Annotated in this window: 15 protein-coding genes; 10 read left to right on the top strand and 5 right to left on the bottom strand. The window is 64.2% G+C overall.

All coding sequences use genetic code 11. The annotated features are described in order from the left end of the window. Positions 1–82: 82 nt before the first annotated feature. A complete protein-coding gene (locus C7G42_RS15210; RefSeq protein ID WP_502694214.1) occupies positions 83–1,441 on the bottom strand; it encodes a PQQ-dependent sugar dehydrogenase in 1,359 nt (452 codons plus the stop codon). Between the two features lie 178 nt (positions 1,442–1,619). Here C7G42_RS15210 and C7G42_RS15205 point away from each other — a divergent pair, with 178 nt between their 5' ends. From C7G42_RS15205 to C7G42_RS15185, 5 genes are all read left to right on the top strand, one after another. Continuing rightward, a complete protein-coding gene (locus C7G42_RS15205; RefSeq protein ID WP_106950427.1) occupies positions 1,620–2,810 on the top strand; it encodes a urate hydroxylase PuuD in 1,191 nt (396 codons plus the stop codon). A gap of 145 nt (positions 2,811–2,955) precedes the next feature. Next, complete coding sequence (locus C7G42_RS15200; protein WP_106949795.1) at positions 2,956–3,813, top strand: VOC family protein; 858 nt, start codon at positions 2,956–2,958, stop codon at positions 3,811–3,813. Positions 3,814–3,890: 77 nt separating this feature from the next. Then, positions 3,891–4,166, top strand: coding sequence for a hypothetical protein (locus C7G42_RS15195; RefSeq protein ID WP_106949794.1), 276 nt, complete (start codon positions 3,891–3,893; stop codon positions 4,164–4,166). 173 nt (positions 4,167–4,339) lie between these two features. Continuing rightward, positions 4,340–5,299 carry a lytic transglycosylase domain-containing protein gene (locus C7G42_RS15190; RefSeq protein ID WP_106949793.1) on the top strand — a complete coding sequence of 320 codons (960 nt, stop codon included), beginning with the start codon at positions 4,340–4,342 and terminating at the stop codon, positions 5,297–5,299. 94 nt (positions 5,300–5,393) lie between these two features. After that, a complete protein-coding gene (locus tag C7G42_RS15185) occupies positions 5,394–5,855 on the top strand; it encodes an NUDIX hydrolase (protein ID WP_106949792.1) in 462 nt (153 codons plus the stop codon). A gap of 11 nt (positions 5,856–5,866) precedes the next feature. On the opposite strand, the gene C7G42_RS15180 is transcribed toward C7G42_RS15185, so the two are convergent. After that, on the bottom strand, positions 5,867–6,850 hold the full coding sequence (locus C7G42_RS15180) for a Bug family tripartite tricarboxylate transporter substrate binding protein (protein ID WP_106949791.1): 984 nt from the start codon (positions 6,848–6,850) through the stop codon (positions 5,867–5,869). A 454-nt stretch (positions 6,851–7,304) separates the two neighbouring features. On the opposite strand from C7G42_RS15180, the gene C7G42_RS15175 reads away from it, so the two are divergent. After that, positions 7,305–7,919: a hypothetical protein gene (locus C7G42_RS15175; RefSeq protein ID WP_199580924.1), complete on the top strand. Its 615-nt coding sequence runs from the start codon at positions 7,305–7,307 to the stop codon at positions 7,917–7,919. After that, the gene (locus C7G42_RS15170) at positions 7,916–8,191 is read left to right on the top strand and encodes an HGGxSTG domain-containing protein (protein ID WP_106949789.1); all 276 of its coding nucleotides are present in this window, start codon (positions 7,916–7,918) and stop codon (positions 8,189–8,191) included. Before C7G42_RS15175 ends, C7G42_RS15170 begins: the two co-directional genes overlap by 4 nt. A 19-nt stretch (positions 8,192–8,210) precedes the next feature. On the opposite strand, the gene C7G42_RS15165 is transcribed toward C7G42_RS15170, so the two are convergent. Both C7G42_RS15165 and C7G42_RS15160 read right to left on the bottom strand, forming a co-directional pair. Beyond that, complete coding sequence (locus C7G42_RS15165) at positions 8,211–8,393, bottom strand: hypothetical protein (protein ID WP_106949788.1); 183 nt, start codon at positions 8,391–8,393, stop codon at positions 8,211–8,213. Between the two features lie 357 nt (positions 8,394–8,750). Continuing rightward, positions 8,751–10,178: a TAXI family TRAP transporter solute-binding subunit gene (locus tag C7G42_RS15160; RefSeq protein WP_106949787.1), complete on the bottom strand. Its 1,428-nt coding sequence runs from the start codon at positions 10,176–10,178 to the stop codon at positions 8,751–8,753. Positions 10,179–10,449: 271 nt separating this feature from the next. On the opposite strand from C7G42_RS15160, the gene C7G42_RS15155 reads away from it, so the two are divergent. Next, positions 10,450–11,691 (top strand): MFS transporter, encoded by a 1,242-nt coding sequence (locus tag C7G42_RS15155; protein ID WP_106949786.1) that lies wholly within the window; start codon positions 10,450–10,452, stop codon positions 11,689–11,691. Positions 11,692–11,973: 282 nt separating this feature from the next. Next, the gene (locus tag C7G42_RS35295) at positions 11,974–12,150 is read left to right on the top strand and encodes a hypothetical protein (RefSeq protein WP_199580923.1); all 177 of its coding nucleotides are present in this window, start codon (positions 11,974–11,976) and stop codon (positions 12,148–12,150) included. A gap of 32 nt (positions 12,151–12,182) precedes the next feature. On the opposite strand, the gene C7G42_RS15150 is transcribed toward C7G42_RS35295, so the two are convergent. After that, positions 12,183–13,394, bottom strand: a complete 1,212-nt coding sequence (locus C7G42_RS15150; protein ID WP_106949785.1) for a GAF domain-containing sensor histidine kinase — start codon at positions 13,392–13,394, stop codon at positions 12,183–12,185. On the opposite strand from C7G42_RS15150, the gene C7G42_RS36120 reads away from it, so the two are divergent. Further along, on the top strand, positions 13,351–13,875 hold the full coding sequence (locus tag C7G42_RS36120) for a response regulator (RefSeq protein ID WP_349627528.1): 525 nt from the start codon (positions 13,351–13,353) through the stop codon (positions 13,873–13,875). The two genes, C7G42_RS15150 and C7G42_RS36120, sit on opposite strands and share 44 nt — an antisense overlap. Positions 13,876–14,001: the final 126 nt, after the last annotated feature.

The raw sequence follows: 14,001 nt of genomic DNA, 5'->3' as shown, positions 1-14,001 counted from the left end.
TATCGACAAGCGTTGCAAGCAGTTTTCCTGGCCTTCACCTTGATTACCAAATCTGTCCTCGCAATGCAGCGAACAGCCAAAGCTATGGCCGCGTCACCCGCCAGATCGTGCCGTTGCCATCCTCCGACACCAGCAGCGATCCATCCTTTGCGACGGCAACGCCCACCGGCCTGCCCCACACCTCCGTGTCGCTGACGACAAAGCCCGTAACGAAATCCTCGTACTCGCCCGTCGGCTTGCCGTCCTTCATGCGGATGCGGATCACCTTGTAGCCGGTGCGCTTCGAGCGATTCCACGAGCCGTGCTCGGCAGCGAAGGCGTCGTTCTGATAGTCGGGCGGAAACTGCGTGCCCTGGTAGAAGGTCATGCCAAGCGAGGCCGAGTGCGGCTGCACCAGCACATCGGGCACCGTCACCTTGTCCTTGATATCAGGCCGCGCGCCGGCATGGCGCGGATCCTCGTTGGCGCCGATATAGAACCAGGGCCAGCCGTAGAACGCGCCTTCCTTCACGCTGGTCACGTAATCGGGGACGAGATCGTCGCCGAGGCCGTCGCGCTCGTTGGTCGAGCACCAGGGCAGCCCCGTCTGCGGCTGGATCGCAAGGCCGACGCAGTTGCGGATGCCGGTGGCGTAGATCTTCCGCTCCTTGCCATCAGGATTGAAAGCCAGCACGGCCGCGCGCTCGGTCTCGCTCGCCCAGGCCGCACCGAGCGGCTGCGATTTCGACCACGCCTCCATCCCGCCCGGCGGCGTGCCCAAACCTTCCGCGACGTTGCTGAGTGAACCGACGGAGACGAGCATGCGCTTGTTGTCGGGCGTGAAGACGATGTCGCGGGTGGAATGGCCGCCGTCATGCGGCAGGCTCGGCACGATCGTCTCGGCCTTGTTGCGCGCCTTGAGATCGCCGGCCTGATAGGGATAGCGAACGACGCTGTCGGTGTTGGCGACGTAGACCCATTGCGGATTGTCGCCGTTCGGGAAGAAGGCAATGCCGAACGGCTGCCTCAACCCGCTGGCGAACACTTCATTGGTCGCGACCTTGCCAGCCTCCCCGGCACGCAACACACGGATGGTGCCGGCCCGCGTCTCCGCAACGAAGACATCGCCGTTCGGCGCCACCCTGATGATGCGCGGCGCGCGCAGTCCGTCGGCAAACAGCTCGACCTTGAATCCCGCGGGCACCTGGAGCGCTGCCTCCGGCGGACGCGGCACCACGCGCGACGAGCTCGCAACCGATCGCGTCGCACCGGGCCTGACCAGATCCTGCGGTCGGATCAGCCTGATTGTGCCCGGCTTGTCGGCCTGCCAATTGCCATAAGCGTCCTTGCCCTGCAGGACCGGCTCGGCCTGCGCACCGGCCGCAAGCAACAGTCCCGCGGATATCGCGACAGACAAAATCCTGCTCTTCAAATGGTCCTCCCGGCCTGCACTCTCGAACATCGACACCACCGCGGCAGATCGAAGCTGCCGCATCCCACGTCAACCGATGCCCGCACGATGTGCATCGGCTGCAACCCATCGTACTGGAAAACACCGCGGATAGGTGCGACACATTGTAAGGGCGGAGGCTGCGGTCATCAAAGCTGCTGGCATTGCTGTCGCATTTGACGGGATGATCATGTGGGGATCCATCGTATCGGAATGGGCGAGCCTGCTGCTGCGCTGGCTCCACGTGGTGGCGGCGATCGCCTGGATCGGCAGTTCCTTCTATTTCATCGCCCTCGACCTCAGCCTCAAATCCAGGAGTAACCTGCCCGACGGCGTGCAGGGCGAGGCCTGGCAGGTCCATGGCGGCGGCTTCTACCGGATCATGAAATATCTGGTAGCACCCTCCCAGATGCCGGACGAGCTCACCTGGTTCAAATGGGAGGCTTACACCACCTGGCTGTCCGGCTTCGCGCTGATGGTGGTGGTCTATTATCTCGAGGCCGATTTGTTCCTGGTCGACAAGTCGATCCTCGATCTCACGCCATTCCAGGCCGGCCTGTTCAGCTTTTGCAGCCTCGCGCTGGCGTGGCTGCTCTATGAAGCCGCCTGCCGTTCCGGACTTGCACAGCGCGAATTGCCCTTCGCCATCGGCGGCTATCTGTTCCTGGTCGCGCTGACCTATGCCTTCACCCATGTGCTGAGCGGCCGTGGCGCCTTCAACCAGATCGGCGCGATCATCGGCACCATCATGGTGGCGAATGTCTTTGCGCTGATCATCCCGAACCAGAAGAAGATCGTGGCCAGCCTGATCGCGGGACAGGCGCCGGATCCGAAGCTCGGCAAGGCCAGCAAGGAGCGCTCGGTTCACAACAACTACCTGACGCTTCCCGTGGTCGTGCTGATGATCAGCAACCACTATCCCCTGCTCTACGCCACGCGCTTCAACTGGATCATCGTTGCCACCATCCTGGCGCTGGGACCCGTGATCCGCCACTTCTTCAATGAGCGCCACGCCGGGCGCAAATCGCCCTGGTGGGTGTGGGGCGTGGCTGCGATCGGCGTGATTGCGATCCTCTTCCTGTCCGCGGCCGGCCCGCGCGAGGTGAAGACGGGCGCGTTATCGGCGCAGCCGACCCTTGCCGCTGTCGAGGAGATCGTGACGTCCCGTTGCAGCATGTGCCACGCGGCCGAGCCGGTCTGGGTCGGCATCGTGACCGCGCCGAAAGGCATCCTGCTCGATACACCCAAGCACATCCATCGCAACATCCGCCTGATCGGTCGCGTCGCAGCCTGGTCCAATGCGATGCCGCCGGGCAACATCACCGAGATGACCAGCGAGGAGCGCGCGATCCTCGCTGCCTATCTCGAGCGGGCCCGCTGATGCTGCCGCGCGTCGGCGGATCATTTCGCGGAATGAAATTCCGTATCGCGCATCGAATTGAAAATGACTTGGCCGCCTATCCGGCGTAGACAGGACGGGCCGCCGCCCGCGGTCTCAAGTCAGTTTGCATTCGGGGATAAGAACAGTGGCCCTCAAGAACGTCATCGGTATCGACCACGCCGTGGTCATGGTGAAGGACCTCGACGAGGCCGCCGAGAATTATCGGCAGCTCGGCTTCACCGTGTCGCCGCGCGGCACCCACAGCGCGCATATGGGCACCGGCAACTACACCATCATGTTCGACCCTGATTATATGGAGCTGCTCGGCGTGCTCGCCGCGACCGAGCACAACGCACCCGCACGCGCCTTCCTCGACAAGCGCGGCGAAGGCATCGAGCGTATCGCCTTCACGGCGGTCGATTCCGCTGCCGGTGCCGACGAGATCCGCGCACGAGGCTTCACGCCGATCGGCCCGACCGATTTCGAACGGCCGGTCACGCTGCCGAACGGAACGGTCTCGGCGGCAAAATTCCGCACCTTCATGTGGCCGACCGCGGAAGCGCCCGGCGGCGTGCGCATCTTCGCCTGCCAGCACAAGACGCGCGAGACGGTCTGGATTCCCGAACTGATGAAACACGCCAATGCGGCGAAGCGGATCAGGCAGACGCTGATTGCAACACCCGAGCCCGCGAACGAGGCCGCGCATCTCGGCCGGCTGATCGACCGCGAGCCGATCGCCGAGGCCGATGGCGCGGTCACGGTGCGCTCCGGCGGCGATCGTGCCGACTTCGTCTATCTCACGCTGGAGCAGCTCGGAAAGCGCTATCCCGGCGTGCCGCTGGCCGGCCTTGCCGAGCGCGGCGGCGCGGCTTTGGTGCTCGTCAGCGGCGATCTGTCGGCGACCGAGAAGGCGCTGGGTTCGGCAGCCGTACGCAGCGGGACCGCGATCTGCGTGCCGCCGGCCGAGGCCAACGGCACCCTGCTCGCCTTCGTTGCCGGCTGATTTGAACCAATTCTTTAACGCGTGTTTACCCGGCGGCTCTAGGATTCCCTGCGATCCAAGCCACCGGGGCCAAGCGAATGTTCAAAGAGGGATCGCCGATCGTCTATGAGGCGCCGGCCGAACTGAAGAAGTGGCCGTCGCTGAAGGGCGAGAGGCAGAAGGACCGCGGTCCGCCCTATCTCGTCTACAACGGCACGCTCGCCGACTGCGTCCGCGAGCTCATGGGCAAGCCGATCAAGGGCATCTCGCTCTACGACATCATGACGACGCCACAAGCGGCCTTTGACCAGACAGTGCTGTCGCCTGGCGATGCCGCCGAGATCGCGATGCGCAAGGATTTTCCGAAGGAATAATCGCGCCGTCCGCCGACGACACTTATCCCTTTCGCGGTTCCTGAGTTCCAGCGGAACACCGTACTAACACCGATCATTTTGCGGAATCGTAGCTTCGCCGCAATTACGGTTAAGAAGTCCTTGTCACCGGCGCGTCGCCGGTCGCTCCCCACGGATCGAGGACTTCTACAGAGATGCGATTTGTCATCGCGGCTTGTGCCGGGCTTTTCATCCTGATGTGCGACTTCGATCTAGCGGCGTCGCGGCAAGCATCGACTTTCGACAGCGCAGGTCTTCGAGACAATCAGGCATCCCCGCTCACTCCGGTCGTTGAGCTGTTCCTCGCGAGCGTGCAGGCAATCGATCTCGCCAACGCGCGCGCTGCCTTTGAGCAAGTGATCGCGCCGCCGCCCGTCGTCGAAGCGGCCGCACAGACGCCGGTTTCACCGACCGAACAATTCTGCCATGCGCTTCGACAGGCCGCCGAGACCAGCGGCATTCCCGTGCCGTTCTTCGCCCGCCTGCTCTGGCAGGAGAGCCGCTTCAAGTCCGACGAAGTCAGCCAGGCCGGCGCACAAGGCGTCGCTCAATTCATGCCGGAGACGGCCGCCGAGGTCGGACTCGACGATCCCTTCGATCCCATCAAGGCGCTGCCCGCATCGGCCAAGTTCCTGCGCAAGCTGCGCGATGATTTCGGCAATCTCGGCCTCGCGGCGGCAGCCTATAACGCCGGTCCCGGCCGGGTTCAGAAGTGGCTCGCCAAAGAGAGCGAGCTGCCGCGCGAAACCCGCGACTATGTCCGGATCATCACCGGCACCAAGGCCGAAGACTGGACCGAGCGGTCGGAGGCGCTTGCGATCAGGATCGACCTGCCGCGCGAGGCGCCGTGCGAAGGCATCGGCAGTCTCTCCAAAGCCAAGGATATCGCCTGGGTTCCGGTCAACTTGACGCCGTCCGCCACTGCTTTCATCCGCAAGGCCGAACAGCTTGCCGCGCGCCTGACGACAAACCGGGCGCGCAAGCGGTTGGCATCCCTGCTCCACAAAAACGCCCCGGCCCGTGGCAAGGCGAGAAACATGATTGCAGTCCGTGCGGCGAAGGGCACCAAGGCTCGCGCCATCCGCATCGCAGCGCGCGAGCGCTCGGCGATCTGATGCGTCGATCGGACGCCAATTGACGGAGCAGTCTGCTCCAGATCGGCCGTGCTATCAGGTTATGGAGGGGGCCACACCGCGGACGGAGCCTGCGATGCCATCGAAGAGCGCCGGGATCATCGCCTATCGCAAGCGCCGGAATCTCGAGATCCTCCTCGTTCATCCCGGAGGGCCGTTCTGGCGCAACAAGGATCTCGGCGCGTGGTCGATCCCCAAGGGCGAGTATGCGGAGGAAGAAGATGAGGAGACCGCCGCGCGACGGGAATTTGCCGAGGAGCTGGGATTCGAGCCGTCCGTGCCGCTGATCGCGCTTGGCGAGGTCAAGCAGCGCGGCGGCAAGATCGTCAGCGCGTTCGCCGCCCAGCTCGATATCGACGTCAGCAGCATCCGCAGCAACACGTTCGAGATGGAATGGCCGCCGCGCAGCCGCAAGCGGCAAGTCTTCCCGGAGGTCGACCGCGCCGAATGGTTCACGCTCGAAGAGGCGCGGGAAAAGATCAACGCGGGACAACGCCCGCTGCTCGATCGGCTGGCGCAGCTGGCCGGCGAGGAATAGCGACCGCGCCCCTACTCCGCCTTGATGTCAGCGGCAGCGACGACCTCGGCGAGCTCCCTGGTCTCCTTCGCGATCTTCGCGGCATACTCGGCCGGTGTCAGCACGCTGACGACGCCCTGCGAGCTGAGCTTGTCCGCGAGCACCGGATCATTGGCCGCCGCGACGATCTCCCGGTGCAGCGTCTCCAGGATCGGCGCCGGCGTCGACTTCGGCATGAAGAAGCCGACCCAGAACGAGATGTCGAAGCCGGGATAACCGGCTTCCGCGACGGTCGGCACATCAGGCAGCGCCGGCAGCCGCTCGGCCGACGACACCGCGAGCGCGCGCAGCTTGCCGGCCTTGACGAGCGGCACCGCGGAGAGCGGATCGAACACGGCCAGCACCTCCTGGGCGAGGATGCCGACCTCGGAAGCCGCGCCGCCGCGATAGGGCACGTGGATTAGCTTGATGCCGGCCTTCTGGCTGAGCAGCTCCATGGCTAGATGGGCAAGGTTGCCGTTGCCTCCCGAGCCGTAGGCCAGCGCACCGGGTGCAGCCTTCGCCGCCGCGACGAGATCGGCCACGGTCTTGATGTCAGCCGTCTTGGGATTCTCGGGATTGACCACGAGCACGAGCGGCGCCGACACGACGGTGGTGAGCGGCGCGAAGTCGCCTTGCGGGTCGTAGCGGATATCCCTGAACAGCGTCTTGTTGAGCGTGATGGTGGACGAGTTGCAGGCGAGCATGGTGTAGCCGTCGCCGTCCGCACGTGCGACGCCTTCGGCGGCGATCATGCCGTTTGCGCCGGCGCGGTTCTCGACCACGAAGGGTTGCCCGAGCTTGTTGCCCAGGCGATCGCCGATCATGCGCGCGACGACATCGACCGGTCCGCCGGCGCTGAAGCCGACCATGACCTTGACCGGCCGCACCGGATATTTCTGCGCCGATGCCTCCGTCGCCAGCGCAACGGCGCACAATCCAGCGATGACGGCCAGCAGGCGGGCGGTTCGTTGCATTGGTTCTCTCTCCCCAGACTTCAGCAGCGCCGTTTGTGCAGGCATGTTGGCGCGACGCATTCGAAGGTCATGAATAACGGTCACGCCGGATTTCGCAATCGCGTTTGGTCGCCGGCATTCCGCCGCACGGCAGGTGCGCGCCGCCTCCAGGCAAAAAATGCGAAAACAACCCCATGCACAGTAGACGGGCCCTGTCGAAACAAGGACTTACGCGAGGCCACGAGCTTCGGATGTTACGAAACGAGTTTTGACTCGTCGGGCAAAACAGGGGCATAATGCCACCATCGCGATCCGCGTCAGCAACCGGCCTCCAGAGTCATGTGGGCCTCGCTCGATCGCGCACAAGCCCAGCATCGACAATTCAAAACGCAACCGCCGCACGGCAACCGAGAGGGTCAGCTTCGCACCAAAGAAGCCGGCTCGCGCGTGCCGTGGGCTCGAAGGAGACATTGACATGACAACGGCCATGACACGCAACAGCACGATGCCGACCGTCAAGTACGGCAGCAGGCCCACGCCGCGGGTCAAGCTCACTGGACAACGGATCGCAATTCAGCATCCGGACCTGGAGACCGGCGAGCACTTGGTGGGCGAGGCGCTCGGTGCCGTCGATCAAGACGCTCTGCATGGCATCCTCAAGCAATTGATGAAAGCCAGCGTGATCCTGCAGAAGCCCGATGAGGACAATCTCGCCTTCATGATCTCGATGATGAAAGGCATCGCGCCGCGGGACTCCCTCGAGACCATGCTGACGGCGCAGATGGTGTCCGTCCACGTCGCGACCATGCGCTTTGCCTGCCGCCTCGCCTTCGCCGAAGGCACCCCGCAGCAGGAAGGCATTTCGCACACATTGACCCGGCTGGCGCGCACCTTCGCAGCCCAGATGGAGGCCCTCAACCGCCACCGCGGCAACGGCGAGCGTCCGATCACGGTGCAGAACCTGTCGGTCCAGGACGGCGGCAGCGCGATCGTGGGGAATGTCACGCAACAGGCGCATCTCACGGTCGGCGATGCCGACATGCCGATACCTGACGACCGCGCCAACGTCTCGAACGGCGGCGCTGCATGAGTGCCGGTCACACCCGCAACACGCGCGCGATGGCGGCGAGCCCGCGCTGCGGCGCCGGCACGCGCGAAGGCCACGCCTGCCGCGCGCCCGCGATGCGCGGCAAGCTCCGCTGCCGCATGCACGGCGGCGCGCCCGCATCGGGCGCGCCGTGGGGAAACCGCAATGCGCAAAAGCATGGCGCCTTCACGCTCGAGCGGACCGCAGAGCGACGGGCGATCCGTGAGCTACTGGGCGAGGCGAGGAAGCTGCTGAAGGAGCTGGATGCAGACTAAAGGGAAAGCAGCTGCAAGGTCAGTGCGACGCGTTCGCCGGATTGACGGGAGAAATCTGCAGCCCCGCTTCCTCCAGCGCTTGGATGATTTGCTTCGCCAGAAGCTTGGCCTCTTCGGTCTCGATCCGAGCGTCGGGATGTCCTACGAAGAACGTGCAAATGGTCGTGGCGACTATGGTATTCACCTGGTGCAAATCAACCATTTGATTCCCACGAATTGCGAGCTGCTTCACTCGGAGGGAGCGGCGCGCGACCCGCAGCAGGGAGAGCGGTCAACGCAAGCCAAAGAATGACAGAATGTCCGCGATCACAACGACCAGCATGATCCTGCCCATGGTAAGAGCGATGACGTCCCTTTTGTTCCGATTCTCCACCAACCGTGCGGCCTTGGATGACGGAATGAGAGGCCCGGCGCGATCGACACAGGATGTCGGCGCGTGAAACTTCGACCGGCTCGGAAGCGGGGGACACACAAGCGGAAGCTGCTACTCCCGGCTCTGCCCTCGCTCCTCTCTTGGCATTGTGGGCCAATTGGATCGCGGAGGTCGACCGCGGCGGTTTCAGATGGTCGCCTCATCCTCGCGGCGCGGTCTGCCCCGAACCGTTTCCAAGTTGGCGCGCTGCAACGCAGCTCGTCTCTCCGCGATGGCATTGCTGAACAGCCCGAGCACCAGACCAAATGCCGCGAGTTCCTCCTCCTCGATAGCGCCGTCATCGTAGCATTCGAGCGTTTCCAATATGATGGCGTCGGCTTCGCGCTGCAGAACCAAAAGGTCCTGGTTCGATCCCGCGGTTCGCGCGCTGGAAACCATGGCCAGGATTCTGTTGCGGTGGCTGGTGGTTTCCTCTCTTTCGTCGCGGTTCAAGTAGCGACGCAACCAGGCAGCGGCAGAGCCGATCCCGGAGAGAAGCAGGAGCCCGAACCAGAAGTAATCGCCGTACCGGTCGAGGAAGGTACGTTCGGTGCCGTCTATGACAGCCGCCGCTCCCCGATGGACCGGCAGCTCGGTATCCTTGTCGACGTCGGGTTTGGCAATGTGCGCAGCACCCGGCACCTGCCTCGCAATCGCCTGGCGAACGGCAAAGAGCTGGCGGAAAAAGGCGGCGACTGTCGTTTCAGGCAGGGACTTTCTCGCTACGATGAGGTGGCTGACACTGACCGTTTCAACCTTGTCACCCGGGCGAGCCGGATCCGCATTGAAGACGCTGGGCGGAATTTCCTCCGATTCATACTGGGGATGCTTCAAGGCGATCGCTTCCGATGTCTCGATGGCGAGAAACTTCGGCTCGCCGCGCACCCGCGCCGTTGCAGCAACGGCATCGGACGTGACTTTGCTGTCGAGCGGCCCGACCGCCATGAACGCATCGATCGTGGGATCCCGCGCCAGCTCCTCGGTCTGGTTCGTGCCAAAGTGCGTCACGACGACCCTGTCCGCCTCCACTCCGGAGGCGCTCAGGATGACGCGTAGCAGCGCAGCGTTTGCCGGCGTCCGGCCGATCACGCCGACGCGGCGCCCTGCGAGATCGGCGACCTCTTTGATCTTCGGCGCGAGCTTTCCTTTCGAGTTCTTGCCGGTAGGTCCAGACGGAGCCCACAGCACGACGAAGTTCTTACGCACGACGGCGACGGTCTGCGCCTCGACAGGCATGTCCAGGTCGCCGCGGCCGACGGCGAGGTCGGCTTTGCCCGCCCCGAGCAGGGCAAGAGACTCGACCGCTCCGTCGGTCTTGATCGGGAGCAGCCGGATAGTCCGACTTTCGGCGCCGAAGGCATCGGCCATCGCCTGAATGACCTTGTCGTCGTCGCTGCCGGGTGGTCCAACCGCAATCCGGAGGATGTCCGGCCGCAACGCATAATAGAGTCCGCCCGCCGCGGCGCCAAAGACAAGGAAGCCAACGGCGAGAACCAAGAGCAAGGAATTGCTCCTCCTCCGCTCTCGACGGGCCCTCTCGCCGGTCGTCTGACTTGTGCTCTCGGACGAAGACATTGCCGCCGCTGGCTGCAGATGAAGGCGCTTCCTGCCTGGAAGGATGCCACGTTTTCCCGAGTATAACGTCCGGGAACCGTCCTGGTTCATAACCGCCGCCTGAGACCGGCAACACGCTCAGGCGTCGCCATGACGGTCGGCAGGCACGGCAAACGCCGTCCTGATTGCCGGCCGAAGCCGCAATCCGGAATGAGGGGGGCGCGCCGCCGCCATTGGCGCCTGCCTCGCCATCATGTACGCCCATCCCAAACCATTTCGGGACGGGACACCCATGGCCACCTCCGACGACGCGGGCACCGCCACCCGCGCGCTGATCTTCGCGCTGCTCGCGCTCGCCTGCGGTCACATGCTCTCCACCCTGCTGCGCACCATTCCGGCGGTCAGCCTCGACCTGATGGCCGCGGATTTCCATATCGAGCCGCAGGCGCTGGCGAGCCTCACGTCGATCTATCCTTTCGCGTTCGCCGCGGCGCAGATCCCGGTCGGCGCGGCGATGGACCGGTTCGGCGTGCGGCCGGTGTCGCTGAGCCTGCTCGCGGGAACCGTGCTCGGCGCGGTGGCGTCGGGATTTGCCACGGGGGCTGCGAGCTTTGCGGTCGGGCAGTTCATGCTGGGGGTCGCCACTTCGGGCATGCTGATGTGCCCGATGACGCTGGCGGCCAAGCAATTGTCGGCAGCGCGCTTCGGGCTGTGGTCGGGCGCGATCCTCTCGATCGGCAATATCGGCATGCTGTTGTCGTCGAGCCCGCTCGCCTTCGTCGTCGACGCCTACGGCTGGCGCGCGGGATTCTGGATTTCCGCGATTGGAGGAATCGCGGTGGCGCTTGCGGTTTTCGCACTGGTGCCGGGCCAACCTGCCGAGCACAAGGACGAGTCCTCGCCGCTGGCACAGATGATCGAGGTGCTCAGGCTCGGCCTCTCGCGCCCCTTGCGCGGCCTGATCGCGCTCGCGCTGGTGTCGCTGGCGACATCATTGGTGCTGCGCGGCCTGTGGGGCGGCCCGTGGCTGATGGACGTGAAAGGCCTGTCGCGGGTCGAGGCCGGCAATCAACTCGGCGCATTCACGCTGGCGATGATCGCGGGGCCATTGTGCATCGGCATGATCGACCGCAGGCTCGGCCGCCGCCGCGCGCTGGTGGCGGGCTCGCATATGGTCGGGGCGTTGCTGCTGGCGCTGATGGCGCTCGGGGCACCGCATTACGCGGTGTCCGTGCTATCAGGCGTGCCCGTGATGCCGCCGCAATATGACCTCGTCCTGTTCGTTCTGATCGGCCTTGCGACCTCTGCCCAGCCCCTGCTGTTCGGCATGTCGCGGCAGCTGGTCGACGCACAGGTTGCGGGCAAGGCGCTTGCCGCGGTCAACCTCGCCTTCTTCCTCGGTGCTGCCCTGATGCAATCGGTGACAGGTGCGGTGGCCGCGTTCGCGGGGCTGCCGGCGGTGCTGCTGTTCATGGCGGCCGCGCTGATGGCCGGAGTGCTCGTTTTTCTGGCCTACACGACGCGTGCGGCCTGAACTCGCAGCTATCCAGCTCGTCGCGAAAAGTGGCGCGATGGGCGGGCGTCCCAAGAGTGCACCGAGTTGCGGGGCTTTCTGAGTTCACGATCGATCCGCGCTTGAACCCTGCCGGCAGCCAGGCCCCATGAGGCTTGTCTGGGTCTTGCCGGTGGCAACGTCTCACCGATCTGGAACCGCCGTTGCCAAAGGCGCAGTTCGATCTCCCCGGGCATGAATTCGACGCCTTGAGTCGGAACGTATCCGCAAATCTCGTGTTGGCGTGCAACCGAGGACCGCGCGATGGCCAAAAAGTTCGATCCGGCACCTGCCGACAAGCATGCCGAACCAGCCCGAAAAGATCGCCGCGTCGACAAGGCCGACGAAGAGCTCGATAAGGGCTTGAAGGACAGTTTTCCGGCATCCGACCCGCCCAGCAGCACCCAGCCTGGGAAATCCTTGCCCGACGGCAAAGACTGAAAGTGTGCAAGCAGGCTTCTCGAGGTCAGCGTTCAGGAAGTCGCCGGGCCGGACGCGAGCCGGCATCTCTCGTCGAGGAGGAGCGGCATTTGAAACGTGAAGCGGGTTTCATCGTCCGTCGAAGTGACATCGATCGTGCCGCCGTGAGCCAAAGCAATCTGCGAAACGATGAAGAGGCCCAGACCCAGACCTTGCTGATTCCCGGTATCCCGCCCGCGCACGAAAGGCACGAACAGCTTCTCCAGCGTGGCCGGTGGAATGGCCGGGCCCCGATTGGTGACCGAAAGCGAAAAACTGCCGTAGGTTTGCGCGCGCACGAAAACGGGGGTCTCGGCCGCGCTGTAGCTGAGTGCGTTGCCAAGGAGGTTTGACAGCAAGCGGGCAATGCGCTGGCGGTCGGCGAAGACCGGCCTTGTGATGACGAACTCGGCTTCAATTCTGCGCTGGGGATGCGTGGCGCGCATCTCGTCGACGACCTGCTTGAGCAAAGGTTCGAGCGGCTCCATCGACGGCGCGAGCGGCATCTTGCCGCCAAGGCGACTGCGCGCGAGATCGATGACGTCTTCGATCAGCGACGACATGCGAACGGTGCTCGCTTCCATCATGGAGACCAGCGACGTTGCCCTTTCATCGAGCGCCGTCTTTGCCAGCAGGCGCGTGCCGGCGGCGATCGCGGCCAGCGGATTGCGCAGATCATGACCGAGCACCGCCATGAACTGCTCCTGCAATTCGGCGGCAGCCCTGGCGTCCAGCAGACTCGCCTCGGCGGTCGCAACCCGCCTTGCCGCATCGAGATGAATGCCGATCAGGTCGGCGAACAGCCGGAACATCCCGATGATGCCGGGATCCTTCAGCTTCGCCGGCTTCGGGTCGAGGGCGCAGAGCGTTCCGAAGAAGCTTCCGTCGGCAAGGAAGATCGGCATCGAGATGTAGGACTGAAAACCATACATCGCCGGCGTATGATGATCCGCGTAGCAGGCATCCTCGGCGACGTGATCGATCACGATGGCCTCGCGCGCCTGGTGCACCTCATGACAGATCGTCGTTTCGATCTTGAGCTCGCCGCCGGCGCCGAGGCCGAGCCCGACCTGGTCGTTGGCCGCGAGACAGACCCAGCGATCGCCGGTGACGCGAGCCACGGCCGAGAATCCCAGCCCCGTGACTTGCGATACGACCGCGAGAATTGTCGGCACCGCCGCGATGGCTTCGATGGCATCGATATCGGCTTTGAAGTCGTGGTCCATGGAGCTCCATTGGCAACAGCCCGGGCGCGGTCGATCACTTGTTCGCGCGACTTTTTCTAAAGTTGGCGCTCATGATCGAACGGGCAAGGAACCAGCTCGGTTTTCATCACTTGGATCCACTGTAGATGGGAGCGTTGTGTTGAGAATACTACTTGTAGAAGACGAGCCGTTGATCCTTATGGACGTCGAGCTCGGGTTGCAGCAGGCGGATCACACCGTGGTCTCGGTCTGCAATGCGGACAGGGCAATCGACATTCTTCGGGCGCAAACCGTGGACCTCGTCCTAACAGACATCGACATGCCTGGTTCCATGGATGGACTCGAGCTTGCAGCCGCCGTAAGCGACGGTTGGCCCCCGGTGAAGATAGTCGTCATGTCGGGAAAGAGACGTCCGACCGATGAGGAACTTCCGCCGCATGCCCGCTTCATGCCCAAGCCATTCAGCCAATCCCAGCTCCTGCAGACCGTCAGCGTCTGGTAGAGGCGGCCCGGACGGGCCACGTCGCGCTGCCTGTTGACGACTGCGTTCGGCGCCTGCCGCAATGCTCGTGAGCCGTTCAGGAGACTTGCACAACGTCGTCCCTCGAAGGATGCTGCAACGTACCAG

It is taken from the genome of Bradyrhizobium sp. MOS003 (assembly GCF_003020125.1).
GTDB lineage: Bacteria > Pseudomonadota > Alphaproteobacteria > Rhizobiales > Xanthobacteraceae > Bradyrhizobium.
The sequence above is the reverse complement of the archived record's forward strand: the minus strand, read 5'-3'. Positions and strand labels throughout refer to the sequence as shown.